The sequence below is a fragment of the Micromonospora sp. WMMA1947 genome (genome assembly GCF_027497355.1).
In the GTDB taxonomy this organism is placed as follows: Bacteria; Actinomycetota; Actinomycetes; order Mycobacteriales; family Micromonosporaceae; genus Micromonospora.
The window spans coordinates 2,448,229-2,466,680 of sequence record NZ_CP114909.1 but is presented as its reverse complement, the minus strand read 5'-3'; the positions used below and the strand labels follow the sequence as shown (position 1 = coordinate 2,466,680).

The window sequence follows — 18,452 nt, the reverse complement described above, 5'->3', positions numbered from 1 at the left end:
CGTCAGGCGGGGCAGGGCGTGGTCGCCGCGACCCGGACCCGCTCGCCGGCCCGCTGCGCCAGCACCGCCGGGTCGCCCGGGCGGGCGTACGCGTCGGCCGAGTCCACCACCGGGGCGGCGCCGGCGCCGAACGCGGCGGCCAGCGGCTGATCGGCCGGCACGGTCGCCTCGGCCCGGGCCGTGCGGACGGTCCCGCCACCGGGGCAGGGCGCGGCGAGCACCCGCACCGGCCCGGTCGCGCCACCCCACCGGCCCAGCGCCGACGCCAGCACCGCCGACTCGGCGGCGGCGTCGGCGGACGGGGCCCGGTAGCCGGAGCCCGTCGGGCGGCAGCCGGTCGCGGCGGTGAGCAGCACCCGGCCCGGACCACCGGCCCGGCCCTCGACCGCGACGAACTCGCCCGCGTCGGCGCGCAGCAGCGGCTCGCCGTCGAGCGTCGACACGCCGGCCCGCCAGCCCGCCGGCAACCGGTCGGCGATGCCGCGCAGCACCTCGCGTACGTCGCCGCCGCCGACCGCCACCTCCACGCCGCGCTCCAGCGTCACGCCGTCGTCCATGGGCGTGATCCGGCAGCCACGCTCGAGCCGGTCCGGCAGGAGCGCCGGTACGCCCGCGACGCCGACGGCGGCGGTCAGCTCGCCGATCGCCCGGTCCACCACTGGGCCGGCCTGGTCCAGCGAACGCTGCTCCTTGACCGTCGGCGGGTCGGTACGCACCGACCACCAGGTCAGGCCGGCGAGCAGCACGGCCCACGCCACAGTGGCGGCCACCAGCCGGCGCAGCCCGCGTCGGCCACCGGGGCGGGGCCGGCCGGGCGGGGTGGGCGGGGCGTAGCCCGTCTCGACGGCAGTCACCCGGCCATGGTGTCACGCGTCCGCGAGGTGCCCGGCCGCACCTCGGCCACCTGCCCGCAACGGCTCGTGGCCCGCCACCCGGGAGGGCGGCGGGCCACGATCTCCAGCGTGGGTCAGGCGGCGACCGAGACGGTCACCTCGTTGATCCCGCGGGCCGCGGCCACGGCGGTGTCGCCGTTGCCGTGGCGGGACAACGCACGCAGCGTCCACGAGCCCGGCGCGGCGAAGAACCGGAACTGCCCGGCCGGCGACGTCACCACCTCGGCGGTGAACTCGCCGGTCGAGTCGAGCAGGCGCACGTACGCGCCCGGCACGACCTCACCGGACTCGGCCAGCACGCGGCCGGTGATGACGGTCTCCTTCTCCAGGTCCAGGCTCGCCGGGAGGGGGGCGGACTGGTCCGGCGCGGCGCAGCCGGCGGCAGCCGTCGAGGCGGCGGAAGCGGCGGTCATCAGGCCTCCCCCGGCTCGTCGCCGAGCGCCACCGGCACGCCGACGAGCGAGCCGTACTCGGTCCAGGAACCGTCGTAGTTCTTCACGTTGCGGTGCCCGAGCAGCTCCTGGAGCACGAACCAGCTGTGCGAGGAGCGCTCGCCGATCCGGCAGTACGCGATCGTCTCCTTGCTGTCGTCCAGCCCGGCGTCGGCGTAGATCTTGCGCAGCTCGTCGTCGGACTTGAACGTGCCGTCCTCGTTGGCCGCCTTGGACCACGGGACGCTGATCGCGGTCGGGATGTGGCCGGCCCGCTGCGCCTGCTCCTGCGGCAGGTGGGCGGGGGCGAGCAGCCGGCCCGCGAACTCGTCGGGGCTGCGCACGTCGACCAGGTTCTTGGTGCCGATCGCGGCGACCACCTCATCGCGGAACGCGCGGATCGAGGTGTCCGGCTCCTGCGCGACGTACTGCGTCTTCGGCCGCTCCACCGTGTCGGTGACGAGCGGACGGGCGTCCAGCTCCCACTTCTTGCGGCCGCCGTCGAGCAGCTTGACGTCGCCGTGGCCGTAGAGCTTGAAGTACCAGTACGCGTACGCGGCGAACCAGTTGTTGTTGCCGCCGTACAGGATCACGGTGTCGTCGTTGGCGATGCCCCGGTCGGACAGCAGCGCCTCGAACTGGCTCTTGTTGACGAAGTCCCGGCGGACCTGGTCCTGCAGGTCGGTACGCCAGTCGAGCTTGACGGCACCGGCGATGTGCCCGGTGTCGTAGGCCGAGGTGTCCTCGTCGACCTCGACGAAGACGACGCCCGGGGCGCCGAGGTTCTTCTCGGCCCACTCGGCCGAGACGAGTGCGGTGTCGCGACTCATCAGATCACTCCCTGGTGAGGATGGTTTGGTGAGTCTGCGCGTGGAGATCGATGCCGATGGTTGTCGCACCACACGCGGACCCTGAGCTAGGAACGGATCACGGGTACGTGCGACGGCGCCGCTGCCGGGCGTTGAGGAGGGGGAACCGGGGAAGGTTCGTGGACCCTGGGTGGCCGCCGTTCAGGCGGCCGGAGACAGCCCCGCCGTCAGATGACGGGGCGACACAGGCAGGTGGCCACGCGGCACAGGTCGACCGCGCGCCGTTTGGTGAGGAGGGTCCCCATGGGCAGGGAGATTACCAGCCCGGGCAACAGCTGCCACCAGGCCGACCAGCATCCGGGACGGCCGGCCCGCTCCCCGGGCCGGCCGCGTGCGGCTTTCAGCCGGCGGAGTTGATCGGCACGTTCGCCGCGTCCGCGGTCACGACCAAGCCCTCCGGCGTCGGCTCCACCTTGCGCAGGTTGAGCTGGAACGGCAGCTCCGGCAGCGGCACGTCGATCGAGATGCCTTGGGCGTACCGGGTCAGCGCGGCCCGCGCCAGCGGCACGTTCGGCAGGCCGTCGGCGCTGAGGTCGTTGAAGCGCAGCGCCACCTTGTTGCCGGCCACCGTGACGTCGGCGGTGCCGTTGACGGTGAGCTTGATGCCGAGGATGTCCACCGGGGCAGTCACGGCGAGCTTGCCGTTGCGCTCGCCCAGCGTCAGCCCGGGACGGTCCAGCAGCTTGGCCAGGCTCTCGTAGGTGACGGTGCCCCGCCCGTCCACGCTCTCGGCCACCACGTCGCCCCGGCCGGAGCGCAGCGTGTCCAGCGAGGCGGTCACGTTGCGCGCGTCCACGTCGAGCTTCGGCACCTCGACGGCGTCGCCCTGCACGTCGCCGCGCACGTCGGTGAGCTGGATCGAGATGCGCTCGTACCGGCCGTCGAGCACCTGGGTGAGGAACGGGAAGCCACCCACCTCGACCTGCGGCGCGGCGGACTGGGCGTCCTGCTTGGCGATCTCCTGCCGGACCTGGTCGGCGATGGCCCGCTCGGCCACTCCGGCGGCGACCCGGTCGGCGACGACGAGCAGCCCGGCCAGCACCAGCAGCAGGACGAGGAAGCCGATCAGCACCTTCCGGCCCCGTCGCCGGGGTCGGCCCTCCGCCGGATACGCCTCTGCCACGCCGCCTCCCGTCCTCGCCGCCGTCACCGCGCCTCGCGGCGCAACCGTACTTACCCGAGGCGAATCTTCCCCAACCGCGTCAGAGGAACAGCACGCACATGGCGTACGCGGCGGGCGCGGCCAGCGCGAACCCGCCCAGCGGTCCCTGCATGTGCCGGGCCACCCACATCGTCGGCGGCTCACCGGCCATCAGCCGGCCCGCCTCGGCGTACCCGACGGCGAGGTCGGCCAGAACGGCGGTGGCCGCGCTGACCACCCCGACCAGGGCGGCGCTGGTCGGGGTGAAGCCGACCAGGTAGCTGCCGAGCACGGCGCTGGTGAGCGTGCCGAGCATGGCGCCGACGACCACGCCGGCCGCGCCGCGTGGCACCTGCGGGGCGAGCCGCGGCCACGGCGCGATCGCGTCGGTGAGCCGGGCGACGAGCAACGCCACACCGGCGGCGGTGAGGCAGACCGTGATCGCCTGGGTGCCCTTGGGGATCCGGCTGAGCACGATGAGCGTGGCGAAGGCGACCACGCCCACCACGATGAGCAGGGTGCCGCCGAGCGAGTCGGTCACCCGGACCCGGTCCACCCGCCGCACGAGCTGCCCCAGCACGGCGAGCAGGAGCCCGGCGGCCGCGGCGTAGCCGAGCGGGGCCAGGCCTGCGATGTCCGACTGCACGGCGGAGACGTCGGCGATCGCCGCCGTCGCGGCGCTGACAAGCGCGACGACGAGCAGCGCGGGCGGTCGCATGGCCATCGTCCAGGCCAGGACGAACAGCAGCTGGACCCCGAAGATGATCGCGGCGAACGGCAGCCGGTGCCCCGGACCGGAGGTCTGCGCGCCGAGCACCAGGCCGACGCCGAGCAGCGCGGCGAAGCCGGCGACGGTGAGCGCCAACGGGCGGCGGACCGGGACCGGCGGCACCTCCTCCTCGGGTTCCTCGTCGGACTCGTCGTCGGGACGCCGGCTGGGCCCGCCCTTGCGCAGCCGGCGTGGGCCCTTGCGTTCCGGCCGGTCGCCCTCCTCCTGAGCGGGACCGGTGCGCGGGGCGGGCGGGTAGCCACGAGCGGGGGCGGACGCGCCGGTAGGCGGCTCGTCGGTCCACGGGTCACGGCCGGTGTCGCGCGAGGTGGAGGGAAACACGCCCCGATCGTGCCAGACCCGGGCGGCTCGGCGGAGGTCCCGGTTTCGGCGACGTTAAAACCTGCACCGCGATCGAGGGCAGAAAGGGCAAACGGTAAATCGCGCGAAGGTGACGCCCGGTCCATCGGTTACGCTCAGGCCGTTACCCGCCCGTCGACGACGCCGGGACCCACGCAAGTTCACAGTGCCGCCCCCACCCGGGCGTGTCGCTGGTCGCGCGCGGCCGAAGGGCCGCCGGGACGGAGGTGATCGTGGAGCTCCTGCTGCTCGTGACCGCGCGGGCCGGCGAGCCGTCGGCGGTGTTGCCGGCACTCGACCTGCTGCCGCACTCGGTTCGCACCGCACCCCGTGACGTCCGCACGCTGGTCTCCGGCCCCACGCCGGACGCCGTCCTGGTGGACGCCCGCTCCGAGCTGAGCGAGGCGCGGGCCACCTGCCGGATGCTGCACGCCACCGGGCTCGGCGTGCCGCTCGTCGCTGTCGTCACCGAGGCGGGGCTGATCGCGCTCAACGCGGACTGGGGCGTCGACGACGTGATCCTGGCCGGTGCCGGGCCGGCCGAGGTGGAGGCCCGGCTGCGGCTCGCTGTCGGCCGGCTCAGCAACGCCACCGCCGGCGCCGGCGGCTCGATCCGGGCCGGCGAGCTGAACATCGACCCGGACACGTACGCCGCCAAGCTGAAGGGCCGGCCGCTCGACCTCACGTACAAGGAGTTCGAGCTGTTGAAGTTCCTGGCCCAGCACCCGGGGCGGGTCTTCACCCGGGACCAGCTGCTGCGCGAGGTCTGGGGTTACGACTACTTCGGCGGCACCCGGACGGTGGACGTGCACGTGCGGCGGCTGCGCGCCAAGCTCGGCTCGGAGTACGAGTCGATGATCGGCACCGTCCGCCAGGTGGGCTACAAGTTCGTCGTCCCGCCGTCGCGCTCGCTGCCGGAGTCGGAGCCCGCCCCGCTGCCGGTCTGACCGCCCACGCGCCACCCCGCTAGAGGGCACTTTTCGCGTATGCCCTTTTTGCCCGATCAGTCAGCCATATCCTGGCTGCCGGAATTGTCGGGCTAAGGGGGCGACGGTGCGTGCGGTGAACACGGGGGCGACGAACGGCCGGTGCCGCTGATGCGGGGCTCGACGCTGCGCGCCGCCGGGCTCGTGACCGTCGTCCTGGCCGGCCTGCTCGGCTCGGCGTTCGCGCTGGGCCGCAGCCTGGTGCCGGACCCGCATCCGTCGGCCGCCGGAGTCGCCACGTCGCTCACCGGGCCGCGCTACGGCGACCAGCCACCGAGCACCGACTTCCCGGGCGGCACGGCCGGCCCTCGGCCCAGCCCCGACGCCGAGCCGGACGCCGCACCCGTTCCACCGGACGGCGACGGCCCGTACGGCGCCATGCTCGCCACCGGCTCCGCCCGGGTGGCGCTGACCTTCGACGACGGCCCCGATCCCCGCTGGACCCCGCAGGTGCTCGCGCTGCTGGCCCAGTACGGCGTACGGGCGACCTTCTGTGTCGTCGGCGAGAACGTCGAGACCCACCCGGATCTGGTCCGGTCGATAGTGGCCGAGGGCCACACCCTGTGCAACCACTCCTGGAAGCACGACGTCAACCTGGGCAAGCGTTCCCCGGCGACGATCCGGGCCGACCTGCTGCGCACCAACGACGCGATCCTGGCCGCCGCGCCCGACGCGCGGATCACGTACTACCGCCAGCCGGGCGGGGCCTGGACGCCCTCGGTCATGGCGGCCTGCGCCGACCTGGGCCTCACCCCGGTGCACTGGAGCGTGGACCCGTCGGACTGGAAGGCACCGGGACCCGGAGCGATCGAGGCGACCATCCGCACGCAGATGGGCCCGGGCGCGATCGTGCTCATGCACGACGCGGGCGGGGACCGCTCCGGCACCGTCACGGCGTTGCAGCAACTCCTGCCCGAGATGGTGAGCCGGTTCGAACTGGAGCCGCTGCCCGTCGGCAACCCGTGACGAGCGCCACCGATCCCGGTCGTCGTCCGGCGCGAACCCCGGCCCGCCTGCCGCTACCGTGACTCAGATGAGCAGCACCGAGCCGACGACCGCGGCCGACCGGATCGGACGGGCGGACCGCCTGACGCCGGACGAGGTCGCCGAGGTGCTGGCGCTGGCCCGCGCCGCCGGGGACGCCGACGGCGCCGACCCGCTCGACGAGCACGTGCTGCTGCGGCTGCGCGACCCCGAGGCGCCCGCCGTGCACCTCACCGCCCGGACCACCGACGGCACCCTCTCCGGGTACGCGCACCTCGACACCACCGCCCCGGCCGAGGGTGTCGGCGTGGAGATGGTCGTGCACCCGGCGTACCGGCGGCGGGGTTCCGGCCGGGCACTTGCCCGTGGCGTGGTGGATGCCGCGTCCGGACCGCTGCGCGCCTGGGCGCACGGCGACCACCCGTCGGCCGCCGCGCTCGCTGTCGACCTGGGCTTCTCCCGGGCGCGCGTGCTCTGGCAGATGCGCCGCCCGCTGACCGCCGAGTTGCCGCCGCCGGTGGTGCCGGACGGCGTGACGCTGCGCGCGTTCCGTCCCGGCGAGGACGACGAGACCTGGCTGGCGGTGAACAACGCGGCCTTCGCCCAGCACCCCGAGCAGGGCAGGTGGACGCTCGACGACCTGCGCGTCCGCATCGCCGAGCCGTGGTTCGACCCCGCCGGATTCCTGCTCGCCGTCGACTCCGCCACCGGGCGGCTGCTCGGCTTCCACTGGACCAAGGTGCACGAGCAGCCGGGCTCGGCGCGCATCGGCGAGGTGTACGTGCTCGGCGTCGACCCGTCCGCGCACCGGGGCGGGCTGGGCCGCGTGCTCACCGCCGCCGGCCTGACCCACCTGCGCGAGGAGCGCGGGCTGGACCGGGTGATGCTCTACGTGGACGAGAGCAACACCGCCGCTGTAGCACTCTACGAGCGCCTCGGCTTCGCGCGCTGGTCCGCGCACGTCAACTACCAGCTCGGCTGAGCGCTCTCCGGCCCCGGAAAGTCGCCACAAAGGCGATACCAGGCTGCTAGTTCACGAAATGGACAACCCTTCCTCAGCGTACGGCCATCTCGTCGGCTGAACGTGTTCACCGCGCGTTCACTTGCGTCCGGCGAACCGTCCACCTGGCCCTCCTACCTTTCGTGTCAGCCGGTCAGCGCCGGCCCCCGGCACTCCGGGCGACCTGACCAAAGACGTGAAGGGAAACCCCTGAAGTGAAGCTCCAGCGGCACGGCGCCATCGCCTGTCTCGCTCTTACCGCGGTTCTCGGTCTCAGCGCCTGCGGCTCGGACAACAACGAGCCGGCCAGCGCCTCCGGTTCCACCGCCGCGGTGGACTGCGCGAAGGGCACGCTGAACGCACAGGGCTCCTCGGCCCAGAAGAACGCCATGGCCGAGTGGATCAAGGCGTACCAGCAGAAGTGCGCCGGCACCACGATCAACTACGAGCCGAGCGGCTCGGGCGCCGGCATCCAGGCCTTCATCGCCGGCACCGCCGACTTCGCCGGTTCGGACTCCCCGCTCAAGCCGGAGGAGCAGCCGCAGGCCGACGCCAAGTGCGTCGGCGGCCAGGCGCTCAACCTGCCGATGGTCATCGGCCCGGTCGCCGTGGTCTACAACGTCAGCGGCGCGGACAACCTCCAGTTCAGCCCGGCCACCCTGGCGAAGATCTTCGCCGGCAAGGTGACCAAGTGGGACGACGCGGCCATCAAGGCCGACAACCCGGACGCCAAGCTGCCGTCGACCGCGATCCAGGCGGTGCACCGCTCGGACGAGTCGGGCACCACCGACAACTTCACCAAGTACCTCTCCAAGACCGCCGAGGCGGACTGGACGCTCGGCAACTCCAAGGCGTGGAAGGCCCCGGGCGGCGTCGGCGCGGCCAAGTCCGACGGTGTGGCCAGCAAGGTCAAGAGCACCGACGGCACCATCAGCTACGTCGAGTGGTCGTACGCCGAGAACTCCGACCTGAAGATGGCGAAGATCAAGAACGGCAACGGCGAGTTCGTCGAGCTGACCGGCGACTCGGCCGGCAAGACCATCGCGGGCGCCAAGTTCGAGGGTCAGGGCAACGACCTGAAGATGTCGATCGACTACAACACCAAGGAGGCCGGGGCGTACCCGATCGTCCTGGCGACCTACGAGATCGTCTGCAGCAAGGGCCTCGCCGCCGACAAGCTGCCGCTGGTCAAGGGCCTGCTCGGCCACGCCGCCAGCGCCGAGGGGCAGAAGGAGCTGGTCGAGCTCGGCTACGCGCCGCTGCCCGAGACCGTCCGCACCAAGGTCGAGGCCGCGGTCCAGAGCCTCTCCTGACGCTCCGGCCGACACCTCCTCAACACGAAGCGAGCGAGCAGATGGGTGACACCCCTCAGCGCTCGGCCCACGCCGGCACCGGCGGGACTCCCGTGGCCACGAGCCACGAGGGACCCGCCGGTGCCTCGGCGCGTGTGGCCGAGCGCCCCGGTAACCCGGGCCGCCCGGACGGCGGCCTCGGCGGCGGCGGCGCCCTCCCCCGGGCCCGCGCCTTCGGCGCGGAACGGGCGTTCCGCGGCCTGACCCTGGCCGCCGGCACCACCGTCCTGGTGGTCATCGCGGCCATCGCGATCTTCCTGGTCGCCAAGGCCGTCCCCGCGCTGCGGGCGAACACCGAGTCGTTCTGGACGTTCGAGGGCTGGTTCCCGAACGACAACCCGCCGCAGTTCGGCATCGGCGCGCTCGCCTTCGGCACCGTCCTGAGCTCGCTGCTGGCGCTGCTCATGGCGGTGCCGGTCGCGCTGGGCATCGCCCTCTACCTGTCGCACTACGCGCCCCGGCGGCTCGGCAACGCCCTGGGCTTCCTGATCGACCTGCTCGCAGCCGTGCCGAGCGTGGTCTTCGGCCTCTGGGGGCGGGACTACTTCGCCCAGCCGGTCGCCGACGTGTCCGCGTGGCTGAACAGGTACTTCGGCTGGATCCCGATCTTCGGCGACGGCCCGTACGGCAACTCGATCCTGCTCGGCTCGGTGGTGCTCGCCATCATGGTGCTGCCGATCGTCACCTCGCTGTCCCGCGAGGTGTTCCGGCAGACCCCGACCGCGAACGAGGAGGCGGCGCTCGCGCTCGGCGCCACCCGCTGGGAGATGATCCGCACCGCGGTCCTGCCGTACGGCCGTCCGGGCGTCATCGCCGCGGTGATGCTGGGCCTGGGCCGGGCGCTGGGCGAGACCATCGCGCTGGCGCTCACGCTCGGATCCACGTACGCCATCTCGTTCAACATCCTGGCCAGCGGCGGCAACTCGATCGCCGCGAACATCGCCAACCGGTTCGCCGAGGCGAACGACACCGGCCGGGGCGCGCTGATCGCCTCCGGCCTGGTGCTGTTCGCGATCACGTTGATCGTCAACATCACCGCGCGGGCGATCATCTACCGGCGGCGCGAGTTCACGGAGTCGGCCGCATGACCACCACCCTCACCCCCCGCCGCCCGCGCCCGCCGGCCCAGCCGGCCACGCTGCGGGCGAAGCGTCTTCCCGCGTACGCTGCTCCGGCCGTCGCCGTCGCGGCGCTGCTGCTCGCGACGGGCATCGTGTACGGCGCCGGCATCGGCGGCCCGGTCCTGGTCGTGGTGGTCGGCGCGCTGCTCTACCTGGCCGGCCTGTTCGTCGCGGCGAACGCGGTGGAGGGCCGCCGGTCGGCCCGCAACCGCACCTGGAGCGCGCTGATCCACTCGGCGTTCGTGCTGGCGGTGCTGCCGCTGGCGTCGGTGGTCTGGACGCTTGTCAGCAAGGGCTCCGAGCGACTGGACGCGAACTTCTTCGGCACCTCGATGAACAACATCGGGTCGCGGGACGCCAACGGCGGCGCGTACCACGCGATCGTCGGCACGTTGCAGCAGGTCGGCATCGCCACGCTGATCACGGTGCCGCTGGGCGTACTCTGCGCGATCTACATCGTCGAGTACGGCCGGGGCCGGTTCGCGTTCACCATCCGCTTCTTCGTGGACGTGATGACCGGCATCCCGTCGATCGTCACCGGCCTGTTCGTGCTGGCCTTCTGGGTGCTGATCGTCTCGCCGTGGTTCAACGACGGCCGGCCGGGCTTCTCCGGCTTCGCCGCCGCGCTGGCGCTGAGCGTGCTGATGCTGCCCACTGTGGTCCGTTCCACCGAGGAGATGCTCCGGCTGGTGCCGGCGCCGCTGCGCGAGGGCGCGTACGCCCTGGGCGTACCGAAGTGGAAGACCATCCTGCGGGTCGTGCTGCCGACCGCGCTGCCCGGCATCGTCACCGGCATCATGCTCGCCATCGCGCGGGCCGCCGGTGAGACGGCGCCGGTGCTGCTCGTCGCCGGCGGCGGCGCGGCGATCAACTTCAACCCGTTCGAGAACAACCAGTCGTCGCTGGCCCTCTTCGTCTACCAGCAGGCCGGTGAGGCGTCGAGGTACTCGCCGGCACGGGCGTGGACCGCGGCGCTGACCCTGGTCGCCCTCGTCCTCGTCCTCACCGTGGCGGCGAAGCTGCTGTCCCGTCGCAACCGGCTCGGCCGATGAACCCCGGAGGTACCGCCACCATGGCCAAGCGCATCGAAGCCACGAACGTGACCGCCTACTACGGCGGGTTCAAGGCGATCGAGAACATCAACCTGACCGTCGAGCCGAAGACGGTCACCGCCCTGATCGGCCCGTCCGGCTGCGGCAAGTCCACCTTCCTGCGGTCGATCAACCGGATGCACGAGGTGCTGCCCGGTGCCCGGGTCGAGGGCAACCTCACCATCGACGACCAGGACATCTACGACCGCGACGTGGACGTCACCGCGGTCCGTCGGATGATCGGCATGGTCTTCCAGCGGCCGAACCCGTTCCCCACCATGAGCATCTTCGAGAACGTGGTGGCGGGCCTGCGGCTCAACGGCGTACGGCGCAAGTCGATCCTGGAGGAGGCGGCCGAACGGGCGCTCCGCTCGGCGAACCTGTGGGACGAGGTGAAGGACCGCCTCGCCAAGCCCGGCGCGGGCCTGTCCGGCGGTCAGCAGCAGCGGCTCTGCATCGCCCGCACCATCGCTGTCGAGCCGCAGGTCGTGCTGATGGACGAGCCCTGCTCGGCGCTGGACCCGATCTCCACGCTGGCCATCGAGGACCTGATGTTCCAGCTCAAGGACAAGTTCACCATCATCATCGTCACGCACAACATGCAGCAGGCCGCGCGGGTGTCGGACCGGACCGCCTTCTTCTCGATCGAGAAGACCGGCGACCCGGGCCGCCTGATCGAGTACGACAACACCCAGAAGATCTTCAGCAACCCGAGCCAGAAGAAGACCGAGGACTACATCACCGGCCGCTTCGGCTGAGGCGGAAGCTGGGCTCGGCGCCGTCCAGTCCCTCGATGTACGGGAGGATCGGCGTACCCGGATCGCGCTCCGCGGCGGCGCGGGCCACGCCGTCGAGGTCGCCCGCGGCGACGACCTCGGCGAGCGTGGCCATGGTCGGCGGCAGCATGGTCAGCTCGCCGGCCTCCGCCCGGGTCAGCGCGTCCGCCGGGCGCAGCCACAGCGTGTGGTCGGCCTCGCCGGACACGTCCCGGGTCCGCTGCCCCTCGGGCAGCAGGGCGACGAAGAAGTACGTGTCGAAGCGGCGCGGCTCGAACTCCGGAGTGATCCAGCGGCTCCACGGCAGCAGCAGGTCGGACCGGAGCGTCAGGCCGCACCCGGCCAGCAGGTCCGCGAAGCCGACCCGCCGTCCCTCCAGATCCTGCCGGGCTGCCTCCCAGTCGTCGCCGCTCACGTCGCCGACCACGTTGTCCGGGTCCGGCCCGGCGAGCAGCACACCCGCCTCCTCGAAGACCTCGCGGGCGGCGGCGCACACCACCGCCTGCGCGGCGGCCGGATCGAGCCGGAGCCGCTCCCCCCAGACCGCCGGCTCCGGGCCGGCCCAGCCGAGGTGCGCCTCCGAGTCGGAGCGGTCCACCCCGCCGCCGGGAAAGGCGTACATGCCGCCGAACGTCATCGCCGCCACCCGGCGGATCATGTAGACCTCGAATCCGTCGCCGGCCGGCCGGAGCAGCAGCACGGTGGCGGCGACCCGGGGCACGGCCGGCACGGCACCCTCGGCCCGGAATCGGCGGGCGTGCTCCACCAGGGCGGGGGGTGCGGCGAAGCCGTCGATCGTCATGCGCCCGAGCCTAGTGCCGTAACGGGCGACGCCGCCCCGCCGCCCGACGCCGCCCTCCTCCGATTGCGCCGATACTCCTCGGATGACGGATCTCAACAACCAGGCGGGGTATTGGAACTCCAAGGGTGCCGCGAAGACTTTCGGCCACCCGGTCGCACTTTCGTGGCTGAACGGCATCGATCGGCGGGCACGCGTTCTCGACTACGGGTGCGGTTACGGCCGGCTGGCAGGGCTGCTCGTGCAGCAGGGCTTCGAGAATGTCGAGGGGGTGGATGTCGCGCCCCGTCTCGTCAGCCGGGCCAAGAAGGAGCAGCCCGGCGCGCGATTCACGGTTCTCACCAATCCTCCGCAGCTCGACCAGCAGGCGGACAGCGTCGACCTGGTGCTGCTGTTCGCGGTGTTGACGTGCATACCCGACGACGCCGGACAGCGGGAGCTGGTGACCGAGCTGCGTCGGGTGCTACGGCCGGGCGGGCTCATCTATGTCAGTGACCTGTGCCTGCAGGAGGATCACCGTAACCGTTCCCGGTACGAACGATTCGCAGCCAAGTACGGCACCTACGGGATCTTCGAGACCGACGACGGGGCGGTGTTCCGGCACCACACCACCGACTGGCTGGACCATCTGTTCGGCGATTTCCATCTCGTCGCCAGCCGCGAGGTCGCGGTGGAGACGATGAACGGCCGTCCGGCCCGGGCGAGCCAGCGGTTGGTGTCCACGCCGCAGCCCGGAGCATCCAGGGCCGGGCGCGATGGCACGGGCGACGCCTGACGTCCCGACGGGTGGATCACCCGCCGGTCCCGGAGCACGAGGCGGTGGCGTGCCGGGCATGACGCGGTGGACAGTCCGGCCGTGCTCGCCGGCACCCGCGGAACCCGCGCTCCACACACCGGCGCCCCAATCACACTGGGTAGTTTTCGCCCAGCCACTGGCACGCTCCTCCCCCGCCTTTGCTCTGCAGCCGAATCCGCAACGGTGACCCTCCGCGAGCGGTGCGCAAAAGGCTGCAGAGCAAAGGGGCCGGGAGGACCTTCACCGAGCTGGGAGCCAGGTGGGTTTATGCCCGGTAAGTCCCTTCTGGACACTCGGCCCTGACGAGTGACAGACAACCGCCGTGACGCTGTGCAATCTGCACGCTCCGTGTTGCCGGTCCGACGTTCAGATGGACGGTTCGAGGGCTCAGCGACAGAGACCGTCGCGCACCTCCGGGCGGCCCAGCGGGCCGCCGGCACGGGGCTACGGCGGCCGGCCACGCCTGGCAGGGTGGTGACCTGTGATCGACGACTTCGCGAAGCAGTACCTGCACAACGACCTGCGCCAGATCCGCGAGGTGCTGTTGTGGAAGCTCGACGGGCTGTCCGAGTACGACGTACGCCGCCCTCTGACCGCCTCCGGCACCAACCTGCTCGGCCTGGTCAAGCACCTGTCGTTCACGGAGGCTCGATACTTCGGCGAGGTGTTCGGCAGACCCTCCCCGGAGCCGCTGCCCCGGTGGGACGACCCGGATCCGGACGGCGCCGACATGTGGGCGACCGAGCACGAGAGCCGCGAGGAGGTGCTCGGCCGCTACCGGCGGGTGGCCGAGCACGCGGACGCGACGATCGACGCCCTCGCCATCGACGCTCCCGGCCACGTGCCGTGGTGGCCCCGCCCGGACGTCAAGTTGTTCAACATCCTGGTCCACGTGGTGGCCGAGACCAACCGGCACGCGGGGCACGCCGACATCCTGCGCGAGCAGCTCGACGGCTCGATCGGGGCGTGGGCCGCGTACGCGCACCTGGAACCCGAACCGCCGACGCTGGCGACGCGGCGGGCGATGATCGAACGGGCCGCCCGGGCCGCCGCCGACGCCCATGGCTGAGCCGTCCCGACCGGTGGATCACCCTCCCGGCCTCCGAGCGGTACGGGATAGCGTGCCGGGCATGACGCGTTGGGGAATCCTGGCCACCGGAAACATCGCCGCTCGCTTCGCCGAGGATCTGCGGCTGGTGCCGGACGCCGAACTGGTGGCGGTCGGCTCGCGTACCCGGGAGAGCGCCGAACTGTTCGCGCGCCGGCACGACGTGCCGCGTGCGTACGCCTCATGGGCGGAACTGGCCGCGGACCCGGACGTGGACGCGATCTACGTGGCCACCCCGCACGCCGCGCACCACGAGGCGGCGCTGGCGTGCCTGGCCGGCGGCAAGGCCGTGCTGGTGGAGAAGCCCTGCACGCTGGACCTGCCGACCACCACCGACCTGGTGGAGACGGCCCGCGCCCGGGGTCTGTTCCTCATGGAGGCCATGTGGATGCGGACCAACCCGCTGATCCTGCGCGTGCTGGAGCTGATCCGCGACGGCGCGATCGGTGAGGTGACGCACGTACGGGCCGACTTCGGCGTGGCCGGGCCGTTCCCGCCGGAGCACCGGATGCGGGCCCGCACGCTCGGCGGCGGCGCGCTGCTCGACCTCGGCGTCTACCCGCTGAGCCTGGCCCACCTGGTGCTCGGCGTGCCGCAGCACGTGCAGGCGTGGGCCAAGCTGACCCCGGAGGCGGTGGACGAGAACACCGGCATGGTGCTCGGCTGGGACTCCGGCGCGGTGGCGACGCTCAGCTGCGGCATGGTCGGCGCGACAGCGATCACCGCGTCGATCACCGGCACCACCGGCCGGATCGACCTGCCCGAGCTGTTCTTCCGGCCGGCGCACGCAGTGCTGCACCGGGCCGGCGCCGAACCGGAGACGATCCCGGCGGACCTGACCGGCGGCGGCTACCAGTACGAGGCGATCGAGGTGCAGCGCTGCCTGGCCGCCGGGCTGACCGAGAGCCCGCTGGTGCCGCACGCCGCCACGCTCGAGGTGATGGGCCTCATCGACGACATCAAGGCCCGGATCGGCGTCTCCTACGCGTGAAGGGTCCCCCGCCACGGCGGGGAACCCTTCGACGTCGTCGCGCGGAGCGCGGACCGGAGCTCAGAACAGCGGCCGGACCAGCAGGTACGCGAGGCAGGCGATCGCGGCGGCGGCCGGGAACGTGATGATCCAGGCGATCACGATGTTGCCCGCCACGTTCCAGCGCACCGCGGACAGCCGTTTCGTCGCGCCCACACCCATGATCGCCGAGGTGATCGTGTGCGTGGTCGAGATCGGCGCCTTCAGCACCAGCGCGTTGAAGTAGAGCACCGCGCTGGCGACGGTCTCGGCCGCGAAGCCCTCCGCCGGGCCCAGGTCGATGATCTTCCGGCCGAGCGTCCGGATGATCCGCCAGCCACCCGCGTACGTGCCGGCCGCCAGCATCGCGGCCGAGGTCCAGAAGACCCAGCCCGGGATGTGGGTCTTGCTCTCCTGGAAGCCACCGGTGTAGAGCGCCAGCACGATGATGCCCATGGTCTTGGCGGCGTCCTGCATGCCGTGGCCGACCGACATGGCGGCGGCGGACGCGGTCTGCGCCCAGCGGAAGCCGCGGCTGAGCTTGCCGGGCTGCCCCTTGCGGAACAGCCACATGATCGCCAGCATCACCAGGAAGCCGAGCACCAGGCCGACCACCGGCGACAGCACCATCGGGATGAGGACCTTCTCGATGATGGTGGCCCACTGGACGATGCCGTCGGCGGCGAACAGGGTGGCGCCGACCAGTCCGCCGAAGAGGGCGTGCGAGGAGGACGAGGGCAGGCCGAAGTACCAGGTGATCAGGTTCCAGATGATCGCGCCGAGAACGCCGGCGAAGACCACGCCGAGGCTCTCCACCCCGGTCGGCAACGTGACCAGGCCGTCGCCGACCGTCTTGGCCACGCCGGCACCGAAGTGCGCGCCGACGAAGTTGCCGACGGCGGCCAGCGCGAGCGCGATCCGGGGGGTCAGCGCCCGGGTCGAGATGCTGGTGGCGATCGCGTTGGCCGCGTCATGGAAGCCGTTCGTGTAGTCGAACGCCATGGCGACCGCGATCACCGCCAGCACGGCGATGAGTTCGGGACTCACTGGATCAGGACTCCTTGACCGCGATGGTCTCGACGGTGTTCGCGACGTGCTCGAAGGCGTCGCAGGCGGCCTCCAGCTCGTCGGCCACCTCCTTCATCTTCAGCACCGTGAGCGCGTCGTACTCACCGGAGAAGAGGCGTACCAGCAGCATCCGGTACGCCTGGTCGCCGTCGTTCTCGAGCCGGTTGCACTCGATCCAGTAGTCCTCGAGATCCTTCATCGACTTCAGCCGGGGCATCGCCTCGGCGGTGAGCTTGGCCTGCAGGTCGAGCACGTTCACCAGCTCGTGCAGCTCGCGCGGAAGCGACGGGAGCTTGGTCAGGCCGTACAGGTAGAGGAGGTTGCCGACCGCCTCCAGGTGGTCCATCACGTCGTCGAGCAGCGAGCCCAGCCGGTAGATGTCCTCGCGGTCGAACGGCGTGATGAACGTGGAGTTGATCTTCTTGTACAGCTCGTGCGTGATCTGGTCGCTGTCGTGCTCGATGTCAGTCAGCCGCTCGCTGATCGACTGCACGTCGGCACCGGGCAGACCCAGCTCGTTGAGCAGGTCGGTCCCCTTCACCAGGTTCTGCGCAGCCCTGGTGAAGAGCTCGTAGAAGGCGCCCTCGGTGGGACGGAAGGAAAACTTCACAGCACGGACCTCGTCGTGTCGGTGGAAGGGTGGCCGTCGCCGCCCGGGCGTCTGCTCTGCGCATGCTAGGGACCGCGCCGAACCCACTTTCGATCGGCCCACCCCTGGTCAGGCCCGATTCACCGCTCGTTCACCTTCTGTTCACCTGATCACCGGCTGAGTTGGTTCCGTAACCGGTCACGCTCCCGTTCGACGTCGAAATCGGCAGGCGGATACCCCAGATCCAAGCCGTCGAACGTCTCCCGCATCAGGTGGGCGACCGCCCAGTCCCGGTACCACTTGCGGTCCGCCGGCACCACGAACCACGGCGCGGCGTCCGTGCCACAACGCTCCAGGGCCTCGGCGTACGCGGCCTGATAATCGTCCCAACGTGCCCGAGTGTCCAGATCACTCGGGTTGAACTTCCAGAACTTCGCCGGGTCGGTGAGCCGCTCCATCAGCCGCTCGCCCTGCTCGGCGTACGAGATGTGCAGCATGACCTTCACCACTGTGACCGCCTGCTCGGTCAGTTCCCGCTCGAAGTCGTTGATGATCGCGTACCGGGACCGCCAGGTCGCCTCGTCGACCAGCCCTTCGACCCGGGCGATGAGCACGTCCTCGTAGTGCGAGCGGTTGAACACGCCCACGTACCCGGGCGGCGGCAGCGCCCGGCGTACCCGCCACAGGAAGTCGTGCCGCAACTCCTCCTCGGTCGGCGGCCCGAACGAGCGGAGGTGCAGCCCGAGCGGGTTCATCGCGCCCGCCACCCGCTTGACGGTGCCGTCCTTGCCGCCGCAGTCCATCGCCTGGAGCACCAGCAGCACCCGGCGCGGCCGGTCGCCGTCCAGCCGGGCGTCCGCCTGGGCCGGCGCACTGGTGGCGCTGCCCGGTCCGGCGGCGCCCTGCGCCGAGGCGTACAGCATCTCCTGTTGCCGGCCCAGTTCCGCGCCGACCAGCTCGACCTGGGCCCGCGCCCACTCCTTGCGCGCCGGCCCGCGCCCGGCCGCCACCGGCAGCCCCGGCGTCGATCGTGGGTCGATCGCCGTCAGGTCCACCGCTCCCGGCCCCACCCGAAGCAGTTCCCGCATCCGCCCGCCCTCGGGCCCCACCACCTCACTCATCCCCCGATCCTCACCCCCAGCGCCCTTCCCCGCTCGCCCCGCGCCCCTGCCCCGGCCCGTTGATCTTGCAGTTGCGGCCGCCTGCACGCCCGGAAAGCACCCTTTGTCGGGGCAGCAAGTGCAAGATCAGCGAGCCCAGGTAAGGGCGCGGGGGCGGTGGGGTGGGGGGTGGGGCGGGAGAATGGGGGT

Annotated in this window: 20 protein-coding genes; 10 read left to right on the top strand and 10 right to left on the bottom strand. The window is 71.9% G+C overall.

Translation table 11 applies throughout. The features are described 5' to 3' along the window. Positions 1–2: 2 nt before the first annotated feature. The 6 genes from O7604_RS11875 to O7604_RS11855 form a co-directional block, all read right to left on the bottom strand. Positions 3–854 carry a hypothetical protein gene (locus O7604_RS11875; RefSeq protein WP_281579650.1) on the bottom strand — a complete coding sequence of 284 codons (852 nt, stop codon included), beginning with the start codon at positions 852–854 and terminating at the stop codon, positions 3–5. 113 nt (positions 855–967) lie between these two features. Beyond that, a complete protein-coding gene (locus tag O7604_RS11870; RefSeq protein ID WP_269703832.1) occupies positions 968–1,306 on the bottom strand; it encodes a DUF1416 domain-containing protein in 339 nt (112 codons plus the stop codon). Then, on the bottom strand, positions 1,306–2,154 hold the full coding sequence (locus tag O7604_RS11865; protein ID WP_269703831.1) for a sulfurtransferase: 849 nt from the start codon (positions 2,152–2,154) through the stop codon (positions 1,306–1,308). Before O7604_RS11865 ends, O7604_RS11870 begins: the two co-directional genes overlap by 1 nt. Positions 2,155–2,360: 206 nt before the next feature. Then, complete coding sequence (locus tag O7604_RS29585) at positions 2,361–2,438, bottom strand: Ms5788A family Cys-rich leader peptide (RefSeq protein WP_311202345.1); 78 nt, start codon at positions 2,436–2,438, stop codon at positions 2,361–2,363. A 95-nt stretch (positions 2,439–2,533) separates the two neighbouring features. Continuing rightward, positions 2,534–3,316 carry a DUF2993 domain-containing protein gene (locus O7604_RS11860; RefSeq protein WP_269703830.1) on the bottom strand — a complete coding sequence of 261 codons (783 nt, stop codon included), beginning with the start codon at positions 3,314–3,316 and terminating at the stop codon, positions 2,534–2,536. 79 nt (positions 3,317–3,395) lie between these two features. Continuing rightward, entirely contained in the window at positions 3,396–4,445 is a 1,050-nt protein-coding gene (locus tag O7604_RS11855) for a hypothetical protein (protein WP_269703829.1), read from the bottom strand. A 245-nt stretch (positions 4,446–4,690) separates the two neighbouring features. On the opposite strand from O7604_RS11855, the gene O7604_RS11850 reads away from it, so the two are divergent. The 7 genes from O7604_RS11850 to pstB all read left to right on the top strand — a co-directional run bounded on the left by O7604_RS11850 (position 4,691) and on the right by pstB (position 11,755). Further along, entirely contained in the window at positions 4,691–5,410 is a 720-nt protein-coding gene (locus O7604_RS11850; RefSeq protein WP_176722767.1) for a response regulator transcription factor, read from the top strand. A gap of 150 nt (positions 5,411–5,560) precedes the next feature. Beyond that, positions 5,561–6,415 (top strand): polysaccharide deacetylase family protein, encoded by an 855-nt coding sequence (locus tag O7604_RS11845; RefSeq protein WP_281579955.1) that lies wholly within the window; start codon positions 5,561–5,563, stop codon positions 6,413–6,415. Positions 6,416–6,482: 67 nt separating this feature from the next. Beyond that, on the top strand, positions 6,483–7,415 hold the full coding sequence (gene mshD / locus O7604_RS11840) for a mycothiol synthase (protein WP_281579649.1): 933 nt from the start codon (positions 6,483–6,485) through the stop codon (positions 7,413–7,415). 233 nt (positions 7,416–7,648) lie between these two features. Further along, positions 7,649–8,746 (top strand): phosphate ABC transporter substrate-binding protein PstS, encoded by a 1,098-nt coding sequence (pstS, locus tag O7604_RS11835; protein ID WP_269703827.1) that lies wholly within the window; start codon positions 7,649–7,651, stop codon positions 8,744–8,746. Between the two features lie 41 nt (positions 8,747–8,787). Continuing rightward, positions 8,788–9,873, top strand: coding sequence for a phosphate ABC transporter permease subunit PstC (gene pstC, locus O7604_RS11830; protein WP_281579648.1), 1,086 nt, complete (start codon positions 8,788–8,790; stop codon positions 9,871–9,873). Next, positions 9,870–10,958 carry a phosphate ABC transporter permease PstA gene (gene pstA, locus O7604_RS11825; protein ID WP_269703825.1) on the top strand — a complete coding sequence of 363 codons (1,089 nt, stop codon included), beginning with the start codon at positions 9,870–9,872 and terminating at the stop codon, positions 10,956–10,958. Before pstC ends, pstA begins: the two co-directional genes overlap by 4 nt. Positions 10,959–10,978: 20 nt before the next feature. After that, positions 10,979–11,755, top strand: a complete 777-nt coding sequence (gene pstB, locus O7604_RS11820; protein ID WP_269703824.1) for a phosphate ABC transporter ATP-binding protein PstB — start codon at positions 10,979–10,981, stop codon at positions 11,753–11,755. Here the strand turns inward: pstB and O7604_RS11815 are convergent. Next, entirely contained in the window at positions 11,736–12,575 is an 840-nt protein-coding gene (locus tag O7604_RS11815) for an NUDIX domain-containing protein (RefSeq protein ID WP_281579647.1), read from the bottom strand. The genes pstB and O7604_RS11815 overlap by 20 nt on opposite strands. A gap of 82 nt (positions 12,576–12,657) precedes the next feature. Between O7604_RS11815 and O7604_RS11810 the strand changes: the two genes are divergently transcribed. From O7604_RS11810 to O7604_RS11800, 3 genes are all read left to right on the top strand, one after another. Beyond that, positions 12,658–13,347 carry a class I SAM-dependent methyltransferase gene (locus O7604_RS11810; RefSeq protein WP_281579646.1) on the top strand — a complete coding sequence of 230 codons (690 nt, stop codon included), beginning with the start codon at positions 12,658–12,660 and terminating at the stop codon, positions 13,345–13,347. Between the two features lie 502 nt (positions 13,348–13,849). Next, a complete protein-coding gene (locus O7604_RS11805; RefSeq protein ID WP_269703821.1) occupies positions 13,850–14,437 on the top strand; it encodes a DinB family protein in 588 nt (195 codons plus the stop codon). Between the two features lie 61 nt (positions 14,438–14,498). Beyond that, complete coding sequence (locus O7604_RS11800; protein ID WP_269703820.1) at positions 14,499–15,467, top strand: Gfo/Idh/MocA family oxidoreductase; 969 nt, start codon at positions 14,499–14,501, stop codon at positions 15,465–15,467. Positions 15,468–15,527: 60 nt separating this feature from the next. On the opposite strand, the gene O7604_RS11795 is transcribed toward O7604_RS11800, so the two are convergent. The 3 genes from O7604_RS11795 to O7604_RS11785 form a co-directional block, all read right to left on the bottom strand. After that, positions 15,528–16,532, bottom strand: a complete 1,005-nt coding sequence (locus O7604_RS11795) for an inorganic phosphate transporter (RefSeq protein ID WP_269703819.1) — start codon at positions 16,530–16,532, stop codon at positions 15,528–15,530. A 4-nt stretch (positions 16,533–16,536) separates the two neighbouring features. After that, a complete protein-coding gene (locus O7604_RS11790; protein WP_030504473.1) occupies positions 16,537–17,163 on the bottom strand; it encodes a DUF47 family protein in 627 nt (208 codons plus the stop codon). A gap of 149 nt (positions 17,164–17,312) precedes the next feature. Continuing rightward, entirely contained in the window at positions 17,313–18,263 is a 951-nt protein-coding gene (locus O7604_RS11785) for a PPK2 family polyphosphate kinase (protein WP_281579645.1), read from the bottom strand. Positions 18,264–18,452 lie beyond the last annotated feature (189 nt).

What these genes read in the sequence shown, in the direction of transcription:
- O7604_RS11870 (WP_269703832.1), bottom strand. Translation starts at nt 1,306, where the DNA reads ATGACCGCCGCTTCCGCCGCCTCGACGGCTGCCGCCGGCTGCGCCGCG.
- O7604_RS11845 (WP_281579955.1), top strand. Translation starts at nt 5,561, where the DNA reads ATGCGGGGCTCGACGCTGCGCGCCGCCGGGCTCGTGACCGTCGTCCTG.
- pstC (WP_281579648.1), top strand. Translation starts at nt 8,788, where the DNA reads ATGGGTGACACCCCTCAGCGCTCGGCCCACGCCGGCACCGGCGGGACT.
- mshD (WP_281579649.1), top strand. Translation starts at nt 6,483, where the DNA reads ATGAGCAGCACCGAGCCGACGACCGCGGCCGACCGGATCGGACGGGCG.
- O7604_RS11810 (WP_281579646.1), top strand. Translation starts at nt 12,658, where the DNA reads ATGACGGATCTCAACAACCAGGCGGGGTATTGGAACTCCAAGGGTGCC.
- O7604_RS11785 (WP_281579645.1), bottom strand. Translation starts at nt 18,263, where the DNA reads ATGAGTGAGGTGGTGGGGCCCGAGGGCGGGCGGATGCGGGAACTGCTT.
- pstA (WP_269703825.1), top strand. Translation starts at nt 9,870, where the DNA reads ATGACCACCACCCTCACCCCCCGCCGCCCGCGCCCGCCGGCCCAGCCG.
- O7604_RS29585 (WP_311202345.1), bottom strand. Translation starts at nt 2,438, where the DNA reads ATGGGGACCCTCCTCACCAAACGGCGCGCGGTCGACCTGTGCCGCGTG.
- pstB (WP_269703824.1), top strand. Translation starts at nt 10,979, where the DNA reads ATGGCCAAGCGCATCGAAGCCACGAACGTGACCGCCTACTACGGCGGG.
- O7604_RS11865 (WP_269703831.1), bottom strand. Translation starts at nt 2,154, where the DNA reads ATGAGTCGCGACACCGCACTCGTCTCGGCCGAGTGGGCCGAGAAGAAC.
- O7604_RS11815 (WP_281579647.1), bottom strand. Translation starts at nt 12,575, where the DNA reads ATGACGATCGACGGCTTCGCCGCACCCCCCGCCCTGGTGGAGCACGCC.
- O7604_RS11800 (WP_269703820.1), top strand. Translation starts at nt 14,499, where the DNA reads ATGACGCGTTGGGGAATCCTGGCCACCGGAAACATCGCCGCTCGCTTC.